21 protein-coding genes are annotated in these 24,971 nt (G+C 73.0%); 12 read left to right on the forward strand and 9 right to left on the reverse strand.

The annotated features are described in order from the left end of the window. Window positions 1-58: 58 nt before the first annotated feature. The 6 genes from AB0F58_RS08075 to AB0F58_RS08100 form a co-directional block, all read right to left on the reverse strand. Window positions 59-1,387 carry a choice-of-anchor A family protein gene (locus AB0F58_RS08075; RefSeq protein WP_357139662.1) on the reverse strand — a complete coding sequence of 443 codons (1,329 nt, stop codon included), beginning with the start codon at window positions 1,385-1,387 and terminating at the stop codon, window positions 59-61. 133 nt (window positions 1,388-1,520) lie between these two features. After that, window positions 1,521-2,540 (reverse strand): glycoside hydrolase family 43 protein, encoded by a 1,020-nt coding sequence (locus tag AB0F58_RS08080; RefSeq protein ID WP_357139665.1) that lies wholly within the window; start codon window positions 2,538-2,540, stop codon window positions 1,521-1,523. Beyond that, window positions 2,537-3,361, reverse strand: a complete 825-nt coding sequence (locus AB0F58_RS08085; RefSeq protein ID WP_357139668.1) for a carbohydrate ABC transporter permease — start codon at window positions 3,359-3,361, stop codon at window positions 2,537-2,539. Before AB0F58_RS08085 ends, AB0F58_RS08080 begins: the two co-directional genes overlap by 4 nt. Before the next feature lie 11 nt (window positions 3,362-3,372). Next, window positions 3,373-4,335, reverse strand: a complete 963-nt coding sequence (locus AB0F58_RS08090) for a sugar ABC transporter permease (RefSeq protein ID WP_357139670.1) — start codon at window positions 4,333-4,335, stop codon at window positions 3,373-3,375. Between the two features lie 6 nt (window positions 4,336-4,341). Then, window positions 4,342-5,670: an ABC transporter substrate-binding protein gene (locus AB0F58_RS08095; protein WP_357139673.1), complete on the reverse strand. Its 1,329-nt coding sequence runs from the start codon at window positions 5,668-5,670 to the stop codon at window positions 4,342-4,344. A 134-nt stretch (window positions 5,671-5,804) separates the two neighbouring features. Further along, window positions 5,805-7,316, reverse strand: coding sequence for an alpha-N-arabinofuranosidase (locus tag AB0F58_RS08100; protein ID WP_357139676.1), 1,512 nt, complete (start codon window positions 7,314-7,316; stop codon window positions 5,805-5,807). Window positions 7,317-7,477: 161 nt separating this feature from the next. Here AB0F58_RS08100 and AB0F58_RS08105 point away from each other — a divergent pair, with 161 nt between their 5' ends. The 3 genes from AB0F58_RS08105 (at window position 7,478) to AB0F58_RS08115 (ending at window position 10,664) form a co-directional block, all read left to right on the forward strand. Next, a complete protein-coding gene (locus tag AB0F58_RS08105; protein ID WP_357139679.1) occupies window positions 7,478-8,485 on the forward strand; it encodes a LacI family DNA-binding transcriptional regulator in 1,008 nt (335 codons plus the stop codon). Window positions 8,486-8,631: 146 nt separating this feature from the next. Continuing rightward, window positions 8,632-9,087 carry a hypothetical protein gene (locus tag AB0F58_RS08110; protein WP_357139682.1) on the forward strand — a complete coding sequence of 152 codons (456 nt, stop codon included), beginning with the start codon at window positions 8,632-8,634 and terminating at the stop codon, window positions 9,085-9,087. Then, window positions 9,084-10,664 (forward strand): hypothetical protein, encoded by a 1,581-nt coding sequence (locus AB0F58_RS08115; RefSeq protein WP_357139685.1) that lies wholly within the window; start codon window positions 9,084-9,086, stop codon window positions 10,662-10,664. Before AB0F58_RS08110 ends, AB0F58_RS08115 begins: the two co-directional genes overlap by 4 nt. A gap of 136 nt (window positions 10,665-10,800) precedes the next feature. Here the strand turns inward: AB0F58_RS08115 and AB0F58_RS08120 are convergent, their stop codons facing one another. Both AB0F58_RS08120 and AB0F58_RS08125 read right to left on the reverse strand, forming a co-directional pair. Then, window positions 10,801-11,526 (reverse strand): methyltransferase domain-containing protein, encoded by a 726-nt coding sequence (locus AB0F58_RS08120; RefSeq protein WP_357139688.1) that lies wholly within the window; start codon window positions 11,524-11,526, stop codon window positions 10,801-10,803. Between the two features lie 126 nt (window positions 11,527-11,652). Next, window positions 11,653-13,290: an ABC-F family ATP-binding cassette domain-containing protein gene (locus tag AB0F58_RS08125; protein ID WP_357139691.1), complete on the reverse strand. Its 1,638-nt coding sequence runs from the start codon at window positions 13,288-13,290 to the stop codon at window positions 11,653-11,655. Between the two features lie 63 nt (window positions 13,291-13,353). On the opposite strand from AB0F58_RS08125, the gene AB0F58_RS08130 reads away from it, so the two are divergent. The 3 genes from AB0F58_RS08130 to AB0F58_RS08140 all read left to right on the forward strand — a co-directional run bounded on the left by AB0F58_RS08130 (window position 13,354) and on the right by AB0F58_RS08140 (window position 14,972). Then, complete coding sequence (locus tag AB0F58_RS08130) at window positions 13,354-14,133, forward strand: ROK family protein (protein ID WP_357139694.1); 780 nt, start codon at window positions 13,354-13,356, stop codon at window positions 14,131-14,133. A gap of 85 nt (window positions 14,134-14,218) precedes the next feature. Next, window positions 14,219-14,590, forward strand: a complete 372-nt coding sequence (locus AB0F58_RS08135) for a tetratricopeptide repeat protein (RefSeq protein ID WP_357139696.1) — start codon at window positions 14,219-14,221, stop codon at window positions 14,588-14,590. Between the two features lie 127 nt (window positions 14,591-14,717). After that, a complete protein-coding gene (locus AB0F58_RS08140; protein WP_357139698.1) occupies window positions 14,718-14,972 on the forward strand; it encodes a Smr/MutS family protein in 255 nt (84 codons plus the stop codon). A gap of 171 nt (window positions 14,973-15,143) precedes the next feature. On the opposite strand, the gene AB0F58_RS08145 is transcribed toward AB0F58_RS08140, so the two are convergent. Beyond that, a complete protein-coding gene (locus AB0F58_RS08145; RefSeq protein ID WP_357139700.1) occupies window positions 15,144-17,531 on the reverse strand; it encodes a M28 family peptidase in 2,388 nt (795 codons plus the stop codon). Between the two features lie 376 nt (window positions 17,532-17,907). Between AB0F58_RS08145 and AB0F58_RS08150 the strand changes: the two genes are divergently transcribed. The 6 genes from AB0F58_RS08150 (at window position 17,908) to AB0F58_RS08175 (ending at window position 24,904) form a co-directional block, all read left to right on the forward strand. Then, window positions 17,908-19,110, forward strand: a complete 1,203-nt coding sequence (locus AB0F58_RS08150) for a fused response regulator/phosphatase (protein WP_357140425.1) — start codon at window positions 17,908-17,910, stop codon at window positions 19,108-19,110. After that, the gene (locus AB0F58_RS08155; RefSeq protein ID WP_357139702.1) at window positions 19,107-20,894 is read left to right on the forward strand and encodes an ATP-binding protein; all 1,788 of its coding nucleotides are present in this window, start codon (window positions 19,107-19,109) and stop codon (window positions 20,892-20,894) included. The genes AB0F58_RS08150 and AB0F58_RS08155 overlap by 4 nt, the downstream gene beginning before the upstream one ends. After that, window positions 20,891-21,343: a response regulator gene (locus AB0F58_RS08160; RefSeq protein ID WP_357139704.1), complete on the forward strand. Its 453-nt coding sequence runs from the start codon at window positions 20,891-20,893 to the stop codon at window positions 21,341-21,343. The genes AB0F58_RS08155 and AB0F58_RS08160 overlap by 4 nt, the downstream gene beginning before the upstream one ends. Next, window positions 21,336-22,148, forward strand: coding sequence for an inositol monophosphatase family protein (locus AB0F58_RS08165; protein ID WP_357139706.1), 813 nt, complete (start codon window positions 21,336-21,338; stop codon window positions 22,146-22,148). The genes AB0F58_RS08160 and AB0F58_RS08165 overlap by 8 nt, the downstream gene beginning before the upstream one ends. Window positions 22,149-22,300: 152 nt before the next feature. Continuing rightward, window positions 22,301-23,314 carry a hypothetical protein gene (locus AB0F58_RS08170; RefSeq protein WP_357139709.1) on the forward strand — a complete coding sequence of 338 codons (1,014 nt, stop codon included), beginning with the start codon at window positions 22,301-22,303 and terminating at the stop codon, window positions 23,312-23,314. A gap of 36 nt (window positions 23,315-23,350) precedes the next feature. Continuing rightward, window positions 23,351-24,904: a fused MFS/spermidine synthase gene (locus tag AB0F58_RS08175; protein WP_357139711.1), complete on the forward strand. Its 1,554-nt coding sequence runs from the start codon at window positions 23,351-23,353 to the stop codon at window positions 24,902-24,904. The last annotated feature ends 67 nt before the right edge of the window (window positions 24,905-24,971 follow it).

Below are 24,971 nucleotides of genomic sequence, written 5' to 3' on the forward strand. Positions count from 1 at the left end.
CCGACCGCGCCGGTCGGCGGACACTCCGCCGACCGGCCCGGTGGTGCAGGGGTGCGGATCAGCTCCGGGCGCGACGACGGGTGACGAGCAGGAGCAGGCCGGCGCCGACTCCGGTGGCGAGCACCCCGGCGGCGGCCATCGACAGCACCGGCGAGCCGGTGACTGGCAGCGGCGGTCCGGGCGAGGGCTGCGGCGGGTTGGTCGGCCCGGGCGTGGTCGGCTGCGGCGTGGTCGGGGTGGCCGTCGGAGTGCCGGTCGGGCTGCCGGTCGGGCTGCCGGTCGGGCTCGCGGTCGGGCTGCCGGTCGCCGTGGGGGTGGGGGTGGGCTGCCGGCAGTCGAGAACGGCGGAGAACGGGAAGGCGTGGATCTCGCCGCCGTGGTGGGTGAGGCTGCCGCTGACGATGTTCCCCTCGATGTTGCTGGTGGAGAGGGCCTGCACGTCCGCGTTCGGCGCGTAGAGGGTTCCCTCCAGGGTGGCGCTGTCGTCGGCCAGCGTGATCGATCTGGCGGTGGGAAAGTTGAAGAGGATGTGGCGGGCCTGCTCGCCGCCGATTCCGGCGAAGGTGGGAACCCGCCAGGTGAAGGAGTTGCCCACGTCGGCGGTGTCCACGTTGACCAGCAGCGGGCGGGCCGCGTCGGGACGGTCGGCGAAGCTCAGTGTGACGACGTTCGCCAGCTCGGTGGCGGTCAGGTTGAGCACGTTGGTGCCCGGGGCGAGGGTGACCACGGCGTTGCTGTCCGGTGGCACCGGTCGGAGCAGCGGGTCGCCGTCCGGGGACCGGAGGACCACCGTCTGCAGGCAGCCGGCAAGCGTGGTGGCAGTGGACCGGAAGAAGGCGAAGGCGCCGTCGAAATCGAGCGGGGACGTGGGACCGACGCTCGCCACCGGCTGCCGGGTCACCAGCTCCACCCGGGGCGTCGCGTCGTAGTCGTCGGTCGGCAGTACCCGCGTGTTGACCGCCGCGCCGTTGTCGTCGATGTTCCGGACCACGGTGCCGGTGAGGTCGCCGACCTTGACGTAACCGCCCTGGAGCACCTGGAGCCGGGTGCCGGGTACGCTGCCGGCGACGTCGACCCGCCCACCCACGACCAGGGCGGTCGGGCTGGTGTCCGGCGGCACCACGAAGGAGCCGGCGGTGTTCGCGGCCACCTGGTACTGGCCGAAGCTGAGGTTCCCGCCGACCGCCACCGTCCCCTCGTTCTCGGCACCGACGAGGCGGGCGTCGCCCTCGGTCATCACCAGGAAGCCCCGGGTCGGGCCGACCGGGTCGATCGCCTGCCGGGTCTGCGCGCGGGTGCTGCCGGTCGTCAGGGTCAGCGCCAGGACGGCGCACGCCCCGACCGCCGCCGCCGGCAGGACCCGGAGAGTGGTTCGCACGATCGTCATCTCGCCCCCGTCCGCAAGGTCACGAACTGGTAACGAGCCGGATGGTGGTGGGACGCTGACGATGTCCCGGACCGCCCGTTCGGGTGACCGCCGGGCGGCCCGCACCGGTTGGCACGGGCCGCCCGGCCGACCGTCAGGGGCGTGGTTGGGCGGTGGCGGTGGGGCCCTTGACGGTGGGACGGCCGTCGGTCCAGACGACCTCGTCGAGCCAGGTCTGGCGGCCCGGGTCGATCGCGCCCTCCTGGCCGGGCGGCCAGGCGTGGTAGAGCAGCCAGGTCCGGCCGTCGACCTCGACCATCGAGGCGTGGCCGGGGCCGGAGGCCGCCGCGTTGCTCTTCAGGATCGGGTTCTCCGAGGCCTTCACGCAGGGGCCGGTGGGGCTCTCGCAGACCGCGTACCCCTCGGCGTACTCGGCCTTGTCGTAGGCGTTGGCGGCGAAGAAGAGGTACAGCTTGCCGTCCCGCCGCCAGAAGAACGGGCCCTCGATCAGGTGGCCCTCCCACGGTTCGGTCTGCTTGAGCAGTTTCGCCGGCTCGCCGACCAGCTCCAGCCCGTCCGCGGAGAGCCGCTGGGACCAGAGCCAGGTGTCCTGGCCGACCGCGTTGCCGTCGTTCTTCCAGAGCAGCCAGAGACTGCCGTCGGTGTCCCGGAACGGGCTGGCGTCGATCGCGCCGCCCAGCTCCGCCTGGCAGATCAGCGGCCCGGACGACTCGTCCCGGTACGGCCCCTGCGGCGCGCTGGCCACCGCCCGCCCCACGCACTGCCGGCCGGAGTCCCGCCCGGCGACGGTGTAGTAGAGGACGAACCGGTCCGGGGCCAGCTGGATCGCCTCCGGCGCCCAGGTCTTCCCCGGGTCGGCCCAGTCCGGCAGCTCCGGCAGGGCGTCCCCGGCCGGCGTCCAGTCCACCAGGTCGGGCGAGGTGTGGACGGGGACGTTGCGGCCGTCGGCGTTGGTGTGGAAGAGGTACCAGGTGTCGCCGACCCGGATCGCGTGCGGGTCGGGGGAGTCGGTGGCGATGACCGGATTGGTGAACATGTCGGGTCCCGTGGTCGTGGTGTTCGGTTCGTCGGGCGCGGTGCAGCCGGCGACGACCAGCGCGGTCGTGAGCAGCCCCGCGACCAGGGTCGTGACGGCGGGCCGTCGGACGGTCATCCCTTCAGTCCACTGCGGGACACACCCTGGATGATGTGCCGCTGGGCCGCCACGAAGAGGACCAGCACCGGCACGCTGGCCAGCACCGCACCGGCCATGATCACCGGGTAGTCGGTGACGTAGGCGCCCTGGAGCAGGCCCAGCCCGGCCGGCAGGGTCAGGTTGTCCGGGCTGAACAGCACGTAGACCGGCCAGAGGAAGTCGTTCCAGTTGGTCAGGAACGACAGCACCGCGAGGGTGGCCAGGGCCGGCTTCGACAGCGGCAGCAGGACCCGGGTGAAGATCTGCCAGTGGTTCGCCCCGTCCAGGACGGCGGCCTCCTCCAGCTCGGCCGGGATGGAGAGGAAGAACTGCCGGAGGAAGAAGACCCCGAACGCGCTGGCCGCGCCCGGGACCACCACCACGGCGAGGGTGTCCACCCAGCCGATCTCGTCGGCGATCACGAAGTTCGGGATGATCAGCGAGGTCGGCGGGATGAAGAGCGTCCCCACGATCAGCGCGAATCCCACCGAGCGTCCCCGGAACCGCAGCCGGGCCAGGGCGTACGCGGCCATCGACGCGGTCACCAGCACCAGCAGTGCGTGCAGGGTGGCGGCCAGCATGCTGTTGACGAACCAGCGCAGCACCGGGTTCTGGGTGTCGCTGAGGATCCGGTCGTAGCCGTACCCGGAGAACGGGTCCGGCAGCCAGTCCGGCGGGATCCGCTGCGCGCCCCCGTAGGTCTTCAGCGAGGTGAGGACCATCCAGATGAGCGGGGTGAGGAACACCAGGGCCAGGGTCACCAGGACGGCGTAACGGGCGGTACGGCGAAGTGTGGTCACGTCCGGCCTCCTCAGTCTTCCCGGAACCGGAAGAACCGGAAGTTGACGATGCTGATCACGGCGAGCGCCAGCGCGAACAGGATGCTCATCGCGGCGGCCTGGCCGGCGTCGTTGTTGCGCAGCCCCTCGTCGACGATCCGCCAGACCACCGTGCGGGTCGACTGACCCGGCGCGCCCTGCGTGATCAGGTAGGACTGGCCGAACACGTTCGCCGAGGCCAGGATCGTGGTGGTCAGCACGAACAGCATGACCGGCCGCAACCCGGGCAGGGTGACGTTGCGGAACCGTTCCCAGGCGTTGGCGCCGTCCATCTTCGCCGCCTCGTACAGCTCCGGCGGGATGTCCTGGAGCCCGGCCAGGTAGATCACCGCGTTGAACCCGGAGGTCCACCAGACGGTCACCCCGACCAGCGAGACCCACGCCCACGGCACGTCGGTCACCCACGGCGTGTCGGTGGGCAGCCCGAACACCCCGAGCAGCCGGTTGACCAGGCCCAGGTTGGCGTCCAGCAGGAACCGCCAGAGCAGGCCGATCACCGCCACACCCAGCACGTACGGGGCGAAGTACACCGCCCGGAAGAAGGTCCGCCCGGGGAACCGCTCGTTGAGCAGCAGCGCCAACCCCAGCGGTACGACCACCAGCAGCGGCACCGAGAAGACCGTGAAGATGCCGGTGGCCCGGACGCTGGCCCACCAGTCCCCGTAGATGGCCGAGTCGCTGGAGAAGAGGTCCCGGTAGTTGTCCAGCCCGACGAACGGCCGGTTGGGCAACTGGATGTCCCACTGGTGGACGCTCAGCCAGAGCCCGAACAGGATCGGGGCCAGCCCGAAGACCAGGAAGAGCACCAGGTACGGCGCGAGGAAGAGGTACGGGGTGACGGCGGAGCCCCGCTGGCCCGCGCCCCGGGGTTTGCGCTGAACCGCCGAGGGCGGCGCGTCCCCCCGCGCCGCCCCGACTGTGCTGGTACCGGCCACGACCGGTCAGTTCCCGTACTTCTTGCGGTTGTCCTCCAACTGCTTGTTGGCCTTCGACACGCCGTCGTCCAGGGCCTGCTTCGGCGACTTCTTGCCCAGCACCGCCTCGTTGAACGAGGTGTAGAAGGTGGTCAGCACCTCGCCCATGCCCGGCGCGGCGGGCGGGAACGCGGCGTACTCGATCTCGGGGGCCAGCGCGCCGACCTCGGTGAGCGCCTTGAAGCCGGCGTCCTCACGGACCGCCTTACGGGCCGGCACCTGGCCGCCCGCCGCCCAGTCCAGCGACTGCTGGCTGAGCCAGTTGATGAAGACCTTCGCCCCGGCCACCTTGTTGGCGTCGGTGCTGCGCTGCTTCACGATGGTGAAGTTGTGCGAGTTGGCCCAGGCCGCCGGCTGGCTGCCGATCTGCGGCAGGGGTGCGACACCCCACTGCACGTCGGCGCTCTTCTTCAGGTCGTTGATCTGCCAGATGCCGTTCCAGTTGAAGGCGTTCTTGCCGGCCTTGAACGCCAGGTAGTCGGCGTCCTGGCCGACGTTGGCCGGCGAGTGCCCCTGCTTGATCAGGTCGACCAGCCAGGTGCACGCCTCGACCGCCGGGTCGGAGTTGAAGGTGGCCTTGGCGACCTCGGCGTCGAAGAGGGTGCCGCCCCACTGGTGCAGCAGGGAGTAGAAGGTCATGCCGCCGGTGAACTGGAACGGGCTGACCCAGAAGCCCTGCACGCCGGACTTCTTCAGCTCGGTCAGCGCGGCGGTGTAGTCGTCCCGGGTCGCCGGCGGCTTGTTCGGGTCGAGGCCGGCCTTCTGCATGACGGCCTTGTTGTAGTAGAAGCCGAGCGGGTGCATGTCCAGCGGGATGCCGTACCGCTTGTCGGCGTAGATGCCGCCCTTCCAGACGGTGGGGGCGAAGTCGGCCTCGGTCAGCTCCAGGGCCTTCGCCACGTCGTCCAGCTCGGTGATGACGCCCCGGGCGGCGAAGGTGGCGAGCTGGTCCATGTGCATGACCGCGATGTCCGGGCCGGCACCGCTGGAGACCGCGCCGGGCAGCTTGCTGTAGTAGTCCTCCCAGCGGTACGTGGTCACGCCCACCGCGATGTTCTTGTGCTCGGTGTTGAACCTGTCGACCAGCTTCTTGAAGATCTCACCGTCCCCGCCGGTGAAGCCGTTCCACAGCTTCAGGTCGACCTTGGGGCCGGTGTAGTCCTTGCCGCCGTTGCCCGAGGCGGTGCTCGACTCCTCGTCGTCGCCACCGCAGCCGGCCAGGGCGAGCGTGGCCGCGGTGCCGAGTCCGACACCGAGGCTGAGCAGATGCCGTCGGCTCATCTCGTTGCGCATCATGCTGTTGTCTCCTTGGGGGACGGATCGCCGGACCGGCTGGCAGCCCCGGCCCGGACCGGGTTCCGGACCGGGGCGGGTGGCGGAGCGTGTCGAGGCCGGTGGCGGGCTGGTCAGAGGGTAGGTGGTGAAGCCGGTCAGGATCGAGCGGCGAAGCGCAGCAGGTTCCAGGAGACGGCGGGCAGGCGCACGGTGCACCGGCCGCCGTCGGCGGTGGGGATGGTGCTCTCCCGGGGCGTCACCCGGTCGGGCTCGGCCTCGGTGTTGCTCGCCGTCGGGTCCTCCCCGGCGGCGAGGGTCAGGTGGGCCAGGCCGGTCGCGCCGGGCAGGCCGCGCAGATCGAGGTCCACCGCGAGGTCCTCCTCGCCCCGGTTGACCGCGAAGACGCTCAGTTCGCCGCGCTCCTCGTCGTGCACCGCCACGGTGTCCAGCACCGGCGCGTCGCCGTACCGGGCGGTGGGGTAGGTCGGGGAGACCGGCTCGGTGCGCAGCACCGTGCCGCGGGCGTACCGGGCGGTGAGCGCGAACGGGTGGAAGATGCTCTGCCGCCAGGCCGGGCCGCCGGTGCGGGTCCGGATCGGGGCGATCACGTTGGCCAGCTGCGCCTGGCAGGCCACCCCGACCCGGTCGGCGTGCCGCAGCAGGGTGACCAGCAGGTCGCCGACGACCACCGCGTCGAGGGCGGTGTAGGTGTCCTCGATCAGCGCCGGGGCCTCCACCCAGCCGCGCCGGTCCAGGTCGGCCTGGAGGCGGGACTGGTACCAGACGTTCCACTCGTCGAAAGAGATCTTGAGCTTGCGCGGGTGACGAAGCTTGGCCGCCACGTGGTCGGCGGTGGCGACCACCTCGCGGATGAAGTTGTCCATGTCCAGCGCCGAGGCCAGGATGCTGGCCCGGTCGCCGTCGGACGGGTCGTAGTAGGTGTGCGCGGAGATGTAGTCGACGTGCTCGTAGGTGTGCTCGAGCACGGTCGCCTCCCAGGAGGCGAAGGTGGGCATCCCCCGGTTGGAGCTGCCGCAGGCGACCAGGCTGATCGAGGGGTCGACCAGCTTCATCGCGCGGGCGGTCTCGGCGGCCAGCCGGCCGTACTCGTCGGCGGTCTTGTGGCCGACCTGCCAGGGGCCGTCCAGCTCGTTGCCGAGGCACCAGAGCCGCACCCCGTACGGCTGCTCCGCGCCGTGCCTGCGGCGCAGGTCCGACAGCGCGGTGCCGCCCGGGTGGTTGGTGTACTCCAGCAGGTCGCAGGCCTCCTGGACGCCCCGGGTGCCGAGGTTGACCGCCATCATCGGCTCCACCTGGGCCCGCGCCGCCCAGGTCATGAACTGGTCCAGGCCGAAGGCGTTGGTCTCGATCGTCTTCCAGGCCAGGTCGAGCCGGCGTGGCCGGTCGCCGACCGGGCCGATGCCGTCCTCCCAGCGGTAGCCGGAGACGAAGTTGCCGCCCGGGTAGCGGACCACCGAGACGCCGAGTTCGCGGGTGAGCTCCAGGACATCGGTGCGGAACCCGTCGGCGTCGGCCCCGGGGTGGCCGGGCTCGAAGACGCCCCCGTAGACGCAGCGCCCCATGTGCTCGACGAACGATCCGAAGAGCCGGCGGTCGGCCGCGCCGATCGCGAAGGCGGGATCGATCGTCACCTGAGCGGTCCGCAAAGGGGGCCACCTTTCCTCGTCGCCTGACTTTCTGACCGTCTGACTGCGGGGAGTGACCGTGGTCACTCTCCCGCCCGACTTTGTACAACGTTGTAGGCAACGTTGTAAAGGGCTGCCGGCACGGTAAAGTGCCCGCAGGACGGGGTCGGGAGGTTGACGAGGTGCGGCACAGGCTGAAGGACGTGGCCGAGAAGGCCGGCGTTTCCGTGAAGACCGTATCCAACGTCGTCAACGGATACCAGCACGTCCGACCGACCACCCGGGCGCGCGTCGAGGAGGCGATCGCGGAGCTGAACTACCGGCCCAACCTCTCCGCCCGCAACCTGCGCAAGGGGCGTACCGGGGTGATCGCCCTCGCCGTGCCGGAACTGGACATCCCCTATTTCGCCGAGTTGGCCCGGCACGTCGTGGTGGCCGCCGCCGAGCAGGGCTGGACGGTGCTCATCGACCAGACCGGCGGCAGCCGGGAACAGGAACGGGTGGCCGCCAGCGGCATCGGCGACCATCTCATCGACGGGCTGATCTTCAGCCCGCTGGCGCTCACCGCCGAGGACCTGACCGGCCTGGACGGCACCCCGACGGTGCTGCTCGGTGAACGGGTCGACCACGGGCCGGCCGACCACGTGATGATCGACAACGTGGCCGCCGCCCGAGAGATCACCACGCACCTGGCCGGCCTCGGCCGCCGCCGGATCGCCGCGATCGGCTCGCAGCGCACCGTCGAGGGGGCCAGCGCCCGGCTGCGGCTGGCCGGCTACCGTGCCGCCCTCACCGATGCCGGCCTCGGGTACGACGAGCGCCTGGTCGCCCCTGCGCCGGTCTGGCACCGTGCGGACGGGGCCGCCGCGATGCGGGACCTGCTCGCCTCCGGGGTGCGCCCCGACGCCGTCTTCTGCTTCAACGACACGCTCGCCCTGGGCGCCCTGCGCGTCCTGCACGAGCACGGGCTGCGGGCCCCCGACGACGTGGCGGTCGCCGGCTTCGACGACATCGAGGACGGCCGGTTCTCCATCCCCACGCTGAGCACCATCGCACCGGACAAGGAGCGGATCGGCCGGCTCGCGGTGGAGTTGCTGGTCGGCCGGATCGAGGGCGACCGGGAGGCCCCGCCCCGGACCGTCACCGCGCCGTACCGTCTCGAACTGCGCGAGAGCACCCTCGGTCGCTGACCGCAGCGGGCGCGGCCCGCCTCTTGTGTCCACATGCGACAGTCCTTTGTGGCGACCGGCGGCACCGATCGGGGGATGGGCGCGGTGTCATCCCGTCGCCATGATGTACGCGCGCGCCACGCGCCGTCATGAGACCTGGGGGCGAGATGAGCACCGATTCGAGCTGGGGCGACTACCTGTCCACCGACACGTCCCTCCCGGAGGTCGGCGTCGACACGTTCGACACGTCGACCGTCGACCCGATCATGCCGGTGGTCGAGCCGGTGTTGCCCGATCCGGTGCTCGACGTCGTCGACAACGAGATCGCCGGGGCCGTGGCCGACCAGGACTGGTCCGACTGGCACGCGGCCAGCGGCGACCAGTGGGCCGACTCGGCGCAGGACTGGGTCGACTACGCCAACGAGAACCTGGCCGCCGGCAACCTCGGCGCCGTCGAGACCGGGATGGCGGCCGCCGCCAGCCACGCCGACATCGCCGACAACAACTACGACGTGTCCCTGGACTACTCCAACCAGGCGGTCACCCACCTGGACACGGCGGTGGCGGAGGTCGCCCCGTACGACACGTACGACGCCGGCACCAGCTTCGACGTCGCGGAATGAGCTGGGCGGCAGACACCGATCCCGGGGCGCGGCCCGATCCGGCCGTGGTCGCCACCGAGGTGGGCCGGCTGCTGGCCGGTGCGGATCGCCGGGTCGCCGTGCCGCCGAGCGTGGTCCGGCAGCACCTGCTCCGCGTCCTCCGCGATCTCTCCTTCGAGCTGCGCACCGAGCAGCTCAGCCTGCTCGAGGCGGTACGCGGCTCGAAGCTGGGTGGGGTCACCCTCTCCGCCGCCCGGGTGCCGGTCTCGCTGCGGATCAGCCTCGAAGCCGACGGCGCCGGCTGCCGGGTCGTCGTCCTGCTCGCCGACCGCTGGGCCGGCCGGGTGGGCCGGAACTGGGGCCTCACCTCGGCCTACGTGCAGCTCTTCGAGTCGGTCCTCGGCGCGGTCGACGACGCGCTCGGCCGCCTCGACCCCGCCCGTGCCACCGCTTTCCCCGGCTGGTGGCGGCAGACCGGCCCCGGTGACGTGGCGATCATGCAGAACGCGGCCAGCCTCGCCAACCGCGCCGGTGCGGTGCTCTCCCGGCACGCGTCCCGCCTGCTCGAGGGGGAGTCCCCGGCCCAGCGCCAGGCGGCGGTCAGCCGGGCCGGCACCGACACCTTCACCTTCGAGAGCCCGCAGGCCGTCGCGGAGGTGCCGGCCGAACTGGCCGACGGCATGCTGATGGTCGGCGCGCTGATCGCCAGCCGCTCCGGGGAGATGCCACCGGCCCTGGTCGCCCAGGTCCAGTCGTTGGTGTTCCGCGTCGAGGAACACCTCGCCTCGGTCGCGCCGGGCTCGACCCCGGCTGCCCGGTTCACCGTCGAGCCGGCGGACGTGCCGGTGGTGACCTTCCTGCACCAGCAGGCCCGGCTCCGGAGCCTGCTGCCCGCCCGGAACCTGCGGACCTGCACCACCTGCCGACTGGAAAAGGTCATCAACCCCGACCTGGAACGGTTGCAGGAACGCACCCGACGGACCCGGGACCTGGCCACCAGCATCAGCGCGGTGGTCACCCCGTACGTGCTGGCCGGCCGGTTGGCGCAGCTCAACAACAAGGGGCCGAGCTTCGCCTGCCCGCGCTGCCAGGGCATGGACGCCGACGAGACGGTGGTGACGTTCTGCCAGCGGTGCGGCGACCGGCGGGCCGAGACGGCGCTGCGTACCTGTTCGAAGTGCCAGTTCGACTTCCGCAGCCTGATCGCCGGGGACCGGCTCTGGCAACCCCGGCCGACCCCGTCGACCGGGGTGGCGTCGTCGGACGCTCCGGCCGTACCACCGCCGGCGCACCTGCCCCCGGCTCCGGCGTCCGCCCCGGCTCCGTCCGCCCCGGCTCCGTCCGCCCCGGCTCCGCCCGTCCCGGCTCCGCTGGCCGCCCCGGCTCCGCTGGCCGCCCCGGCTCCGCCGGCTCTGGCACCGCCCGTCCCGGGGCTCCCGGCCCCGATGCCCCCGGCTCTGGTACCGCCCGCCCCGGTCCCGGCTCCGGTGTCCGCTCCGGTGCCGTCGTTCTCGGTGCCCCCGGTGCCGCCGCTGAGCCGGCCGGTCGATCCGGAGGCGGAGGAGTGGCCCCGTCCGCCGGGGTATCGACCCTCCTGACGAGGGTCCGCCGCCGTCGGGGTCCGGCACTGCCGTGGACCGACGGCGGCCACCGGCTCACGGGCCGGACGCCCGGCCGGGCCCGGTCCCGGGCGGTCCGGCTCGGCTTGCCCGGTCAGTCGAAGAAGCGGCCCGGTCAGTCGAAGAAGCGGGCCAGGTGGGACGGTTCCGGGCCCGGGTCGTCGGCGGCGAGCGGCGTCAGGTCCGCGAAGATGGACGCCCCGTCGCAGCCGACGTGCAGGGGATACCAGCGGGGCGTGCCGGGCGGGCGCTGCCCGCAAATGCCCTTGATCGTCTGGACGTCGAGCAGTCGGACGTGGGTCGGGTCGGCGACCGCGTTCACGTGTCGCCACCAGGGGCTCATCACGTGCAGGACACCGCCCGGCCGGAGCACCCGGTGGGCCTCGTCCACCAGTGGCAGGAAGTCGACCATGTGCTCCAGGATGTGCACCGCGAAGAGGACGTCGACCGAGTCGTCGGCCAGCGGCAGCGACCCGGAGAGGTCCGCCACCGCGTCCACGCCGGGCGCGGGGAAGATGTCCAGCCCGAGGTTGCCCGGGTACTGCTTGGTGGGGCCGCAGCCCAGGTCGACGACGACCGGCGCCCGGCCGGCGACGGCCACCCGTGACCACACCCCGAACACCCCGGCGAGCCGGCCGACCCGGTCCCGGACCAGCCGCAGCGCCGCCGCCGTGGGCACCTCGCCGGTCACATGGGCCACGCCCTGGTCGAATTCGACGCCGACCGCCAGGTCACGGAGGCGGTCGTCGTGTCGGGCCTGGTCCGTCCACGCCTCGGCGAGGAAGACGTCGATCGCCCTCAGCCGGTCGGCCGAGGGCGGTGCCTGCGCCTGCGCGACCATGCGGGTCACCTCCCGCCGCCCGTTACCCGCATCCGCGCCCTGTATGCTCCGATTCCGGACCGGCGCGCTGCGTGGTCACCCGCTCCCGTCAGCCGCGACCGGCCCGGGAAGGGCCGGCCCGCCGGATCAGCGCTCGGTGATCCGTCCGGCGTCGACGTGCAGCCGCCGGTTGGTCTCGATCGCCTCCAGCATCCGCCGGTCGTGGGTGACCAGCAGCAGCGTGCCGGGGTAACCCGCCAGCGCCGACTCCAACTGTTCGATGGCCGGCAGGTCGAGGTGGTTGGTCGGCTCGTCCAGTACCAGCAGGTTCACTCCGCGTCCCTGGAGCAGCGCCAGCGCCGCGCGGGTCCGCTCGCCGGGCGAGAGGGTCGCCGCCGGCCGCAACACGTGGTCGGCGCGCAGGCCGAACTTGGCCAGCAGGGTCCGCGCGTCCGCCGGTGACATCTCCGGTACGGCGGCCCGGAAGGCGTCCAGCAGCGGCTGGTCACCGACGAAGAGTTCCCGGGCCTGGTCGACCTCGCCGACCACCACCCCCGGCCCGAGCGAGGCGTGCCCGGACTCCAGCGGCACCCGCCCGAGCAGCGCCGCCAGCAGGGTCGACTTGCCCGACCCGTTCGCCCCGGTCACCGCCACCCGGTCGGCCCAGTCGACCTGGAGCGTCACCGGGCCGAGGGTGAAGCCGCCGCGGCGTACCACCGCGTCGCGGAGCGCGGCCACGACGGCCCCGGCGCGGGGCGCGGCGGCGATCTCCATCCGCAGCTCCCACTCCTTGCGCGGCTCCTCGACCGTCTCCAGGCGCTCGATCAGCCGCTCCGTCTGCTTGGCCTTCGCCGCCTGCTTCTCGCTGGTCTGGCCCCGGAAGTGCTTGACGTGCTTGTCCGGGTCGGTCGCCTTGCGTCGGGCGTTGCGTACGCCCTTCTCCATCCAGGCCCGCTGGGTGCGGGCCCGTTCCTCCAGGCCGGCGCGGGTGTCCGCGTACTCCTCGTACTCGGCGCGGGCGTGCCGGCGGGCCACCTCGCGCTCCTCCAGGTACGCGGCGTAGCCACCGCCGAAGTGCTTGACCTGCTGCTGGTGCAGGTCAAGCTCCAGGATCCGGGTGACCGTACGGGTCAGGAACTCGCGATCGTGACTCACCAGTACCGTGCCGGCCCGCAGCCCGGTGACGAATTCCTCCAACCTCGCCAGCCCGGCCAGGTCGAGGTCGTTGGTCGGCTCGTCGAGCAGGAAGACGTCGTACCGGCTGAGCAGCAGTGAGGCCAGCCCCGCGCGGGCCGCCTGCCCGCCGGAGAGGCCGGTCATCGGATGGTCCAGGTCGACGCCGAGCCCCAGGTCGGCGGCCACCTGTTCGGCACGTTCGGGCAGGTCGGCGCCGCCGAGGGCGAGCCACCGCTCCAGCGCCTCGGCGTACGCGTCGTCCGCGCCGGCCGTTCCGGCGGTCAGCGCCTCGGTCGCCTCGTCCAGCGCTGCCTGCGCCGCCGTCACCCCCGTCCGGCGGGCCAGGAAGTCGCGGACCGACTCGCCGGGGCGGCGTTCCGGCTCCTGCGGCAGGTGCCCGACGTTCGCCGTGGGCGGACTCAGCGTGACACTTCCGGCCTCCACCGGCTGCAACCCGGCGAGGGTACGCAGCAGCGTCGACTTGCCGGCTCCGTTGACACCGACCAGGCCGATCACGTCCCCGGGGGCCACCACCAGGTCGAGTCCGGCGAAGAGCAGTCGGTCGCCGTGCCCGGCGGAGAGGTCCTTGACGATCATCGTGGCGCTCATCAGAAGCCGAAGCCTAGCCGGGTCGCCCCCCGCGGTTCGAACGGATTAGGCAGACTGTCGCCCGTGGTGACCACGTTGGCGATCGACTGCGGTGGCGGCGGCATCAAGGGCACGGTGCTCGACGAGGCGGGAACGATGCGGGCCCGGCCGCTGCGGGTGCCCACGCCGTACCCGCTGCCGCCGAGTCTCTTCGTCCGGACCCTGCTGGACCTCGCCGGGCGGCTGCCCGCCGCCGACCGGGTGACCGTGGGCATGCCCGGGATGCTCCGGCACGGGGTGGTGGTGGCCACCCCGCACTACGTCACCCGGTCCGGTCCCCGGTCCCGGGTCGACCCGACCCTGCTCGCCGAGTGGTCCGGTTACGACGTGCGTACCGCGCTCACCGACGCCTTCGGCGTGCCGGCGCTGGTGCTCAACGACGCCGAGGTGCACGGTGCCGGGGTGGTCGCCGGCAGCGGGTGCGAGCTGGTGCTGACCCTCGGCACCGGGCTCGGCTGCGCCCTCTTCGACGGCGGGGTGCTCGCCCCGCACCTGGAACTGTCCCAGGCGCCGGTGCGCTGGGGGATGACCTACGACACGTACATCGGTGAACCGGAACGCCGCCGGCTCGGCGACGGCTTCTGGTCCCGGCGGGTCCGGCAGGTGGTGGACGGACTGCGTCCGGTGTTCCGCTGGGACCGGCTCTACCTGGGCGGCGGCAACTCGCGACTGATCCGTCCCGAGCAGCTCGCCCGGATGGGCGAGGACGTGGTGGTGGTCCCGAACAGCGCCGCCCTGGTCGGCGGGGTACGGGCCTGGCAGCTCACCCCGCCGGTCTCCGCCGACGGGCGTCCGGCCGGCTGACCGGGCGGGAACACTGGCCCGCCCCGCGGTGTTTGTGCGAGCGTCGGACGAGGACCGGACGGCGGGAGACGAGGGGGTGGGTCGGATGGACTTCCTGACGGAGTACCGGCGGGCGACGATGTTCTTCGAGGCCGGGGACCCGACCGGAGCGGCCCAGCTGTTGGAGCCGATCGTGGCGGCCGAGCCCGGCAACGCCTCGGTACGGCAGCTGCTGGCCCGTGCGTACTTCCAGTCGGCCCAGCTCGGCCGGGCCGAGGAGCAGCTCCGGGTGCTGGTCGACCAGGACCCGAGCGACCACTACGCGCACCACGTGCTGGGCCGGACCCTGGAGCGGCTGAACCGCCCGGCGGACGCGCTGCGGCACCTGCGCATCGCCGCCGCCATGCACTCGACGAACGACGACTACCGCAAGGCCCTGCACCGGGTCGAGACCCGGGTCGGCGGCAACACGCGCTGACCCCGGGGCGGTCGGGTCGACCTACGATTGGTCGGCAGGAAGCCTGCCCGTCCGGCCGGGGTGTCCGCGAACACGAACACGGACACCCCCGGCCGGCGGACGGCACGGGACTCGACCGGGGCGTGGCATGAAACTGAAGCTGGATCTGCACGACATCTTCAACAAGGGCCACGACATCGACCGGGCGCTGCGCGCGATCATGGACGAGGCGGTGGCGAAGAAGGCCGCCATGGTCGAGATCATTCCCGGCAAGGGCTCCGGCCAGCTCAAGAAGCGGGTGCTGCGGTTCCTCGACCAGAAGGACGTCAAACAGCTCTATCACCGGGTGGAGAAGGACTCCAAGAACTTCGGCCGCCTCTTCGTCCATTTCCGCTGGAAGTAGGCACTGCGCGGCCGTCGACCTGCACTCCTCGCACGGGCAGGGCTCTCGACGGCCCGGCCCGGCTTCCGCACGGAAACCGGGCCCGTCGCGTCGATCATGCGGTCGCCCGCTTGCCGGACGACGTGCCGGTCGAGGCTCAGTCCGCCCTCTGCGGCAACGGGTTGTGAGGGGTCAGAGCTGATGGGTCCGGGCCACCGCCAGCATCTCCGAGGTGTGCGACCCGACCACGCCGACGTCGGGCGGGCGGGGCCGGAAACCGGGTAGGGCGTCGAGGCCGTCGCTGGCGTCCATGGCGCGCAGCGCGATCCGCTCGGCCTTCGGCGTGACGGTCAGGGTGATCTCCACTCCCTCCGGCGGCGGAGCGTGGAAGACCAGCCCGAAGTCCCACCGCTGCTCGCCGGAGATCCGGTCGACATGGACCGGCCGGCCGCCGACCACCATCGACTGCACGGTGGCCGTGCCGGCGTCCACGTGCAGGGTGACCAGGCGGACCTGCCGTTGCGGCGTGAGCCGCAGACGCAGGGTGCGCTCGCTGCCGGCGCGGGTGTCGGCGAGTACCTCCACCTTCGGCGCGGGCAGGTCGGCCGCCGGGGCGGGGCCGCTGCGCAGCTTCGTGTCGCCGAGGCCGGGGAACTCGTCGTCCACCTGCTCGACCCCGTCGACGTATCCGTCGGTCCAGGGCTGCGGGTCGGTCTCGTGGCTGAGCCAGCGGGCCTGACCGGTGCCGGCGTCGAGGGCGTACATCAGGTGGGTCGGGACCGGGTGCGCGGCGTCGAAGCGGTCCACGGCCAGGCCCACCGCGGCGAAGACCAGCGCGGCGAGCGTCGCGGCCAGCGCCGGCAGCGCTCCCCGGCGGCGGGCCCGCGCGGCGGCCATGCCGCGTTCCCCGCCGGCCTGCGGGTGCAGCAGGTCCACCACGGGCAGCGCGGCGAATCCGAGCAGCGTCGCGAAGAGCGCGGCGACCGCGCCCATCCCCATGCCGAGTGCCGGGAAGAGCAGCACCACCGTGGGGAGCAGGATCAGTATCCCCACGGCCGCCGCGGCGGTCACCGCGACCACCGGTCCGGGCCCGTCGATCCGGGTCGCGAGGGCCACCAGACCGGCGACCGAGCCGGCCAGGGCGGGCAGGGTCGCCAGGTACGACCCACCGGGCGCGACCACGGCGAGCACCACGCCGAGCAGGGCCAGCCAACCCAGCCCGCCGACCGCCAGCGCGGCCGGACCGACCGCGCGGCGGGTCAGCGCGTACCAGCCGAAGAGGACGGCCGCGGCGAGCGCCACCACCGCCAGCCGGTACCACCCCGGCCGGTACGGGTCGAGCAGTTCGGCGTAGCCGGGACGGACGGCGAGCACCGCCGCCCAGAGCAGCCAGGCGGCGAGCGGGGCGGCGACGAGCGGCACCGCCGCCAGCCCGAAACCGGCGGCGAGCCGGGGCAGGCTGGACCGGCCGCGCCGGCGGGCCGCCCAGCCGAGCGCGGCGACGGCCAGCAGCCCGGCCAGGGCCAGCGGCCAGGTCAGCCAGCCGGGGTAGCGGACCAGACCGCCGGGCACCGGGAAGTACGTGGCGTCGTGCCCGGCGTCCAGGCTGTCCAGGTCGGTCCGACCGAACTCCCGGGCCAGCGCGAGCACGTTGTCGCCGTGGTGCTGGAGGCTGCGCCGGTCCAACGCCTCCGGGGTGTCCAGCGGCGTGTGGTAGATCGCCCCGCCGTCCAGGTACGCCGAGTTCAACCCGACGAAGTCCTCGTCGAGGAAGGCGGTGAAGTCGGTGTCGTTGGGCAGCAGCCGGTAGACCTCCACGGCGAACGAGGTGCCCACCGGGTGCGGGGCGGCCCGGCCGAAGGCGCCCACCAGGGCGGCGTTGCGCCGGGAGGTCTCGAACATGATCACGGGACCGGTGCTGCCGCGCGCCTCCAGGTTGAGCACCACCCCGCCGTCGGCGGCGAGCGGGTGCTCGGCGGCGAACGCGGCGGCCCCGCAGAGGCACGCCTCCTCCGCGTCGGTCAGCACGAACACGACGTCGTTGCGCAGCCGGGGGCCACTGGTCAGCGCCCGGGCCGCCTCCAGGATCGCCGAGGTGCCGGCGGCGTCGTCGTTGCCGCCCGGCCCGGACTGCACCGAGTCGTAGTGCGCGACCAGGAAGACCCGACCGGTCGGATCGGTGCCGGGAAGCCGGGCCACCACGTTCCGGACCCGGGCCAGCGTGGTGCCCCCGGCGGATCCGCTGAGCTGCCCGGCCTCCGGCGCGACGGTGTCCTGCACCGAGGTGTCCAGACCGAGCCCGCGCAGGGTCTGCTCCAGGTGGGCGCGGACCCGGTCGTTGGCCGGGCTGCCGGCGACATGGGTCTCGGCGGCCACCACCTTCACGTGCTCGTACGCCCGGGTGGCGCTGAACTCGGCGGCCGGGGCGTCGGCCGGGGCCGGGGCCGGCGTACGCAGGTCGAACAGGGTGCCGGCGGCGACCGCGACGAGCGCGGCGAGCGCGGCCACGGCGGCGATCGGTCGGCGGCGCGGCCGGGCCAGCGCCCGGTCGGCGGCGGGGGTGGCAGGCGGTGCGCCCACTGGGGTCTCCTCGCGGGGGGTGGGGCCGGGGGTGGGACCATCCTGCCCCGCCCGCGCGTCCGGCGGGAGACCGTGATCGTCTTGTCCGGCCGGTGCCGGACGGGACGGTCCCCGGGCGGCCGGACGGAACGGTCCATGGGAGCGTGCCCGGTCGGCCGGGAAACGGGCGGCAGGCGGGCCGTTTTGTCCACAGCCGCGTAGTGACGGAGTCCATCCCGGCCCGTGCCGTGGCCGTCGTGTTGTGTGCGACCGTTGTCTAATACAGGATCAGCAGGGCACTCGGAAGGAGCCCGACATCAGTAGTGATCTTCCGCGTCTCGCGGCGGTGACCCGGTCCGTGCCGGGGACGGGGCTGCCCCGCGCCACCGTCGCGCCGCTGGCGTATCCGCACGGCGGCCTCGGGCGGCACCCGGCCCTGCCGCCGGGCGAGCGGTTGCGGGTCCTGCTGGTCGAGGACGACGAGGGGGACGCCTTCCTCGTCGGGGAACTGCTCGCCGAGACCAACTCGATGATCGACCTGCTGGTCGCCACGAGCCTGAGCGAGGCCCGGCAGCGGGTGGTCGGCGTCGACTGTGTCCTGCTGGACCTCGGCCTGCCCGACGCCCAGGGGCTCGACGGCCTGCGTCAGGTCCTCGACATGGCCGGCGGTGCCGCGGTCTGCGTGCTCACCGGTCGCTCCGACGAGCACCTGGGCATCGTCGCGGTGGCCGAGGGCGCGCAGGACTACCTGGTCAAGGGCACGGTCGACGGCGTCCTGCTGACCCGTGCGCTGCGCTACGCCGTCGAACGGAAGCGGGCCGACGAGAACGCCCGCCGGCTCCGCGAGGTCGAGTTGCGCCAGGCCGAGTCGGCCCGCCTGGAACGCGGCCTGCTGCCGACACCGCTGCTGATGGAGCGCGACCGGATCGCCGTGCACACGTTCTACCGTCCGGGCCGGCACGCCGCCCTGATCGGCGGGGACTTCTACGACGTGGTGCAGACCCGGCTGGGACGGATCGACCTGATCGTCGGGGACGTCTGCGGACACGGCGTGGACGAGGCGGCGCTCGGCGTGGAACTGCGGGTCGCCTGGCGCGCCCTGATCCTCGCCGGGGTCCCCGACGACGAGGTGCTGCCCGCCCTGGAGCAGGTGCTGATGAGTGAACGCCGGCTCCAGGAGATCTTCGCCACCGTCGCCACCGCGAGCCTGGACCTGGACGCCAACCGGGCCACCGTACGGTTGGCGGGGCACCCGCCGCCGCTGCTGATCTCCGACGGTAAGGTCGCGCCGGTGCCGGCCCCGGGCGGACTGCTCCTCGGGGTGCGCCCCCGCCGGCCCGTCGCCTTCGACCTGGAGTTCACCACCGATGACTGGTCCCTGCTGATGTACACCGACGGGCTGATCGAGGGGCGCGTGGGTAACGGCGAGGAACGACTCGACGTGCCGGGGCTGAGCACCCTGGTCGGCGATCCGGCGAACCGGGCGGTGCCCCTGCCCGAGCTGCCGGCCTGGCTGGTCGGCCGGGCGGAGGAGATCAACGGCGGCCCGCTCGCCGACGACGTGGCCATGCTGCTGGTGAGTCGGGGCGGTGGCCGGTGAGGGACCTGACGCAGGGCTGGACGCTGCGCCGACGGGTGGTCACCCTGCTGACCGTGGTCGGTGTGCTGCTGGTCGGTCTGGCCGCCGCCGAGGCGACGGTGGCCGCCCGCAACCGCTCCCACACCGACGCGGTGCTGACCAAGACCGGTCCGCTGCGGGTCCAGGCGCAGGAGCTGTTCAACGCGCTGCTCGACCAGGAGACCGCCGTCCGCGGGTACGCCGTCAGCGGCGACCGCCGGGACCTCGTGCCCTACGAGAGCGGCGTCCAGCAGGAGCGGGAGCGGATCGAGTCGATGGGTCGGCTCGCCGACGACTTCCCGGTGATCCGGGAGGAGCTCGACGCCGTCCGCGTCCAGGCGGAACGGTGGCGGCAGGCGGTGGCCGTACCGGTGATCACGGCGGTCGACCGGGACGGCACCCGGGCGGCCCAGAATCTGATCAACGACCGGACCCGGCAGGAGTTCGACCAGATCCGCAGCTCGATGTCCCGGCTGGAGGCGGAGATCCTCGCCGAACGGCAGGCCAACGAGCGGAACATCCGGCGGACCGGGAACCTGCTGGTCGTACTCCTGATCATCGCGGCGCTGGTGGTGGTCGTGGCCGGTGCGGTCCTGCTGCTCTCCCTGGAGCGGATGGTCGTCCGACCGCTCACCCGCCTGGCCGACCAGGTGCGGGAGGTGGCCGAGGGCGACTACCAGCACCGGATCAGCGGGACCGGGCCGCCGGAGTTCAGCCAGCTCGCCGACGACGTCGAGGCGATGCGGCGCAAGATCGCCAAGGACCTGACCGAGGTCCGGGAGGCCCGGGAACGGATCGAGTGGGTCAACGCCCAGCTCCAGAAGCAGGCCGAGGAGCTGGTCCGCTCCAACCGCGACCTGGAGCAGTTCGCCTACGTGGCCTCGCACGACCTCCAGGAGCCGCTGCGCAAGGTGGCGAGCTTCTGCCAGCTGCTCCAGCGCCGCTACGCGGGCCAGCTCGACGAGCGCGCCGACCAGTACATCGCCTTCGCGGTGGACGGCGCGCAGCGGATGCAGCGCCTGATCAACGACCTGCTCGCCTTCTCCCGGATCGGCCGCCTCACCACCGGCTTCACCGAGGTCGACCTGAACAAGGTGATGGCGGACGTGGCCGGTCAGACCGAGGCCGCCCGGCAGTACGCCGATGCGGAACTGACCTGGTCGGAGCTGCCCACCATCCGGGGTGAGGAGCCGCTGCTGACCAACCTGCTGGCCAACCTGGTCAGCAACTCGGTGAAGTTCCGGCGGCCGGACGTGCCGCCGAAGGTGCAGGTCTCCGCGCGGCTGGTGGACGCCGAGTGGGAGATCACCTGCCGGGACAACGGCATCGGGATCGAACCGGAGTTCGCCGACAAGATCTTCGTGATCTTCCAGCGGCTGCACTCGAAGGACGCCTACCCGGGTACCGGCATCGGCCTGGCGATCGTCAAGAAGATCGTCGAGTACCACGGCGGTCGGGTCTGGGTCGACACCGACACCGAGCAGGGCACGGCCATCCGGTTCACCCTCCCGGCGCTGCCCGAGGACGTCGAGGCCGCGCGGGCGGCGGCCGACGGGCGGGGCGGCGGGGACGACGACGCGACCGGGGGCGACGAGCCGGTCGGGAACACCGACGCGGAGACGGGCGCGGACCGGGACCGGCCCGCCGACACCGACGACACGGCAACGACCGGGCCGAGGACCGAGACCGCTCGGGACGCTGACGACCAGCGTCCGGACCAGGTGACGGACGACCGGGCGGGTGGCGCGAAGGAGACAGTGGGATGACCGCTCCGGCGGACGGCAAGAGCCCGATCGAGGTCCTCCTGGTGGAGGACGACCCGGGCGACGTGTTGATGACCCAGGAGGCGTTCGAGGAGCACAAGCTCCGCAACCGGCTGACCGTCGTCTCCGACGGTGCCGAGGCGCTCGCCTACCTGCGGCGCGAGGGCCAGTACGCCGACGTGGTGACGCCGGACCTGATCCTGCTCGACCTCAACCTGCCCCGGCGGGACGGCCGGGAGGTGCTGGAGGAGATCAAGAAGGACGAGACGCTCTGCCGGATCCCGGTGGTCGTGCTCACCACCTCCCAGGCGGACGAGGACATCCTGCGCAGCTACCAGCTGCACGCGAACGCGTACGTGACCAAGCCGGTCGACTTCGAGCGGTTCATCTCGGTGGTCCGGCAGATCGACGAGTTCTTCGTCAGCGTGGTCAAGTTGCCGCCGCGTGGCTGACGACACCCTGCTCGACGACGTCGGCGACGTGCTCCGCGAGGCCGCCGAGCGGATCGTCGTGCCACTGTTCCGGCGACTCGACGACCACGAGATCACCGAGAAGGCCCCGGGCGACGTGGTCACCGTCGCCGACCAGCGGGCCGAGGAGATGATCTCCGAGGAACTGCTCCGGTTGCGTCCCGGCTCGGTGGTGGTCGGCGAGGAGGCGGTCGCCGCCGATCCCTCCCTTTTGGCGCACCTGCGCGGTGCGGGCGACGTCTGGCTGGTCGACCCGGTCGACGGCACCGCCAACTTCGCCGCCGGGCGGCGGCCGTTCGCCCTGATGGTGGCCCTGCTGACCGAGGGGGAGCCGGCGGCGTCCTGGATCCTCGACCCGCTGGCCGACACCCTGGCCGTGGGCCGGGCCGGCGCGGGTGCCCGGCTGGCCGGCCGGCCGGTCGACACGGCCGGTCGGGTGCCTCCCCTCGGCGAGCTGCGTGGTGCGTCGATGAGCCACTACCTGCCGCCGTCGATGCGGTCCCGGGTGACGGCCGGCGGTCGGCGCATCGGCGAGGTCCTTCCCGGCCAGCACTGCGCCGGCCGGGAGTACCTCGACGTGATCGCCGGCACGCAGCACTTCGTCCTCTTCTGGCGGACGTTCCCCTGGGACCACGTGCCGGGCGCGCTGCTGGTCCGGGAGGCCGGCGGCGTGGTCCGCCGGTTCGACGGCACCGACTACCACCCGGCCGTGGACGACCACGGGCTGCTGGTGGCCGCGAACGAGCAGGTCTGGGACGAGGTGCACGCCGCCCTGCTCGCCGACTGAGACACCGGTGGCGTCAGGGCCGCGATCCGGGCCGTCACCGGATCGGCCGGCGGTCGGCGGTCCGGTATTGTGACCGGCGGTCCACGCCGAGGACGCATCCGGGGCCGGGCCCCGCGTCTCGTGACCCGGCTGACGAGAGGACATCGACTTTCGTGCGCAGGACGGCTCTCCACCGGTGTCGTGGCCTCCGGCCACTGGTCGCGCTGCTCGCCGTGGTGGCGCTGGTGCTGGCCGGGCCCGCTCCGGCCCACGCCGAGCCCGCCGAGGGCGGCACCAAGGCGCTGCGGGACGCGTTGGAGGCCAGCGCCAAGGGCCATCTCGAGGCCACCGCCAAGTTGGAGAACTCCAAGAAGCGGCAGGTCCTGCTGGCCGCCGAGGTGAAGAACATCGAGTCCCGGCTGGTCGGGCTGACCGCCCAGGTGGCCGAGGTGGCCGTCCACTCGTACAAGCAGGGCCGGCTGACCGCCACCGGCCTGCTGTTACGGAGCAGCGGCCCGGAGGCCTTCCTCCAGCGGGCCGCCGAGCTGGACGTGATGGCCCAGCGGGACGCCCGGCGGGTGCGGGCCCTGACCGAGGAACGCAGCCGGGCCGACCGGGCCAAGTTGGCCCTCGACGCCGAGGTCCGCGAGCAGCTCAAGCAGGTCAACCAGCTGGCCAAACGGAAGCGGGAGGCCGAGCGGGCGCTCGCCGCCGTCAGCTCCGGCCCGAGTGGCGGCTTCGGCAGCGGCGGTTCCGCCTCGGCCCGGCCGGCGCCGCGCAACCCGGACGGCTCCTGGCCGTCGGAGTCCTGCTCGGTGAACGACCCGACCACCTCGGGCTGCATCACCGCGCGCACCCTCAACGCCCTTCAGCAGGCCCAGTCGGCCGGCTACCGGCGGCACGTCTCCTGCTACCGCGGCGGCGGATCCGGCGAGCACCCCAAGGGCCGGGCCTGCGACTTCTCCGCCGCCACGAACGGCTTCAAGGACGAGACCGCCACCGGTGGGGACAAGGACTACGGCGACCGGCTCGCGGCCTGGTACGTCCGTAACGCCAGCCGTCTCGGCGTCCTCTACGTGATCTGGTACCGGCAGATCTGGCACCCGGGCACCGGCTGGCGGGCGTACGGCGGCAGCGGCAGCCCGGCCGCCGACCACACGAACCACGTTCATCTCTCCATGTACTGACCGCTCCTACCAGGAACGCTGCGTACCATCGCAGCGGTGAGCTCCCCGAAGTCCCCCGTCGACGTCGACGTCGCGCCGCCCGCGCCGGTGACCGGCCGCGCGCTGCCCACCGGTCTCGCCGCGTTCCTGGTCTTCTTCTCCAGCGGGGCCGTGCTGGTGCTGGAGACGGTGGCCCTGCGCCTGGTCGGCCCGTACGTCGGGGTCACCCTCCAGGTCACCAGTTCGGTGATCGGAATCGCGCTGGCCGCCATCGCGTACGGGGCGTGGACCGGCGGCTGGCTCGCCGACCGGCGGGACCCGCGTCCCCTGCTCGCCCCGGCGCTGGTGCTGGCCGGCATCGCCACCGCGGTCACCCTGCCCGTGGTCCGGTACGCCGGTGAGGTGCTGCGCGGCGGCGCGGCGAGTGCCATCCTGCTGCTCGTCGCGGCGGCCGTCTTCGTGCCGGCGGCCCTGCTGTCGGCGGTCACCCCGCTGGTGGTGAAACTGCAGCTGGCCGACCTGCGCCGGACCGGGCAGGTGGTCGGGCGGCTGTCCGGGATCGGCACCCTCGGCGGCATCACGGCCACGCTGGCCACCGGCTTCGTCCTGGTGGCGGCCCTGCCCAGCTCGGTCATCATGCTGGGGCTGGCGGTGGCGCTCGGGGTGAGCGGCATCGCCCTCGGGGTCCACCTGCACCGGCAGGACCGCACCGGGTTGCCCGGTCCGGCCCGCACCCGCGCCGCGCTGGCGGTGCTCGGGCTGGCCGGGGCGGGCCTGGCCGCCGTCGCGCCGAACCCGTGCGACGTGGAGACCGCGTACCACTGCGCGTCGGTGGAGGTGGACGGCAGCCGGCCGACCGGTCGGACGCTGCTGCTGAACTCGGCCCAGCACTCCTACGTCGACCTGGCCGACCCGACGCACCTGAAGTTCGAGTACACCCAGTGGATCGGGGCGGTCGCCGACGTGGCAGCCCCGACCCGGCAGCCGCTGGACGCGCTGCACGTCGGCGGGGGCGGCTTCACCATGCCCCGCTACCTGGCCGCGACCCGCCCCGGCAGCGACAACCTGGTCTTCGAGATCGACGGGGGACTGGTCGACCTGGGCCGGACGGAGCTGGGGCTGCGCACCGGGCCGGGGATGCGGGCCGAGGTCGGCGACGCCCGGCTGCTGGTCGCCGGGGAGCCCGCCGCCAGTCGGGACCTCGTGGTGGGGGACGCCTTCGGACACCTGGTGGTGCCCTGGCACCTGGCCACCCGGGAGATGGCCGCCGAGGTCCACCGGGTGCTCCGTCCCGGCGGGATCTACGTGCAGAACGTCATCGACTACCCGCCGCTGCGGTTCATCCGCGCCGAGGTGGCCACCGTGGCCGCCGAGTTCCGGAACGTGGCGTTGATCGCCCCGCCGGCCGCGCTGCGCGGCGAGCACGGGTCCAACTTCCTCATCGTCGCCTCGGACGGGCCGTTGCCGCTGACCGCCGTCGGGGAACGGCTCGCCACCCTGGACCAGCCGACCCGGCTGCTGTCCGGTGCCGATCTGACCGCGTTCGTCGGTGACGCGCTGGTGCTGACCGACGACTACGCCCCGGTCGACCAGCTTCTCGCCACCGCCTGAGCCCGGCCTCCCGGCGGGGCGTCCGCACCGCGCCGCCGCGGCGAGGCTGACCGATTCTGCCGTGACC

This window comes from Micromonospora sp. NPDC023956, from assembly GCF_040639195.1.
GTDB lineage: Bacteria > Actinomycetota > Actinomycetes > Mycobacteriales > Micromonosporaceae > Micromonospora.

Coding starts and splice junctions, on each gene's coding strand:
- AB0F58_RS08135 (WP_357139696.1), top strand. CDS start 14,219: ATGGACTTCCTGACGGAGTACCGGCGGGCGACGATGTTCTTCGAGGCC.
- AB0F58_RS08125 (WP_357139691.1), bottom strand. CDS start 13,290: ATGAGCGCCACGATGATCGTCAAGGACCTCTCCGCCGGGCACGGCGAC.
- AB0F58_RS08115 (WP_357139685.1), top strand. CDS start 9,084: ATGAGCTGGGCGGCAGACACCGATCCCGGGGCGCGGCCCGATCCGGCC.
- AB0F58_RS08080 (WP_357139665.1), bottom strand. CDS start 2,540: ATGACCGTCCGACGGCCCGCCGTCACGACCCTGGTCGCGGGGCTGCTC.
- AB0F58_RS08110 (WP_357139682.1), top strand. CDS start 8,632: ATGAGCACCGATTCGAGCTGGGGCGACTACCTGTCCACCGACACGTCC.
- AB0F58_RS08075 (WP_357139662.1), bottom strand. CDS start 1,387: ATGACGATCGTGCGAACCACTCTCCGGGTCCTGCCGGCGGCGGCGGTC.
- AB0F58_RS08160 (WP_357139704.1), top strand. CDS start 20,891: ATGACCGCTCCGGCGGACGGCAAGAGCCCGATCGAGGTCCTCCTGGTG.
- AB0F58_RS08095 (WP_357139673.1), bottom strand. CDS start 5,670: ATGATGCGCAACGAGATGAGCCGACGGCATCTGCTCAGCCTCGGTGTC.
- AB0F58_RS08120 (WP_357139688.1), bottom strand. CDS start 11,526: ATGGTCGCGCAGGCGCAGGCACCGCCCTCGGCCGACCGGCTGAGGGCG.
- AB0F58_RS08140 (WP_357139698.1), top strand. CDS start 14,718: ATGAAACTGAAGCTGGATCTGCACGACATCTTCAACAAGGGCCACGAC.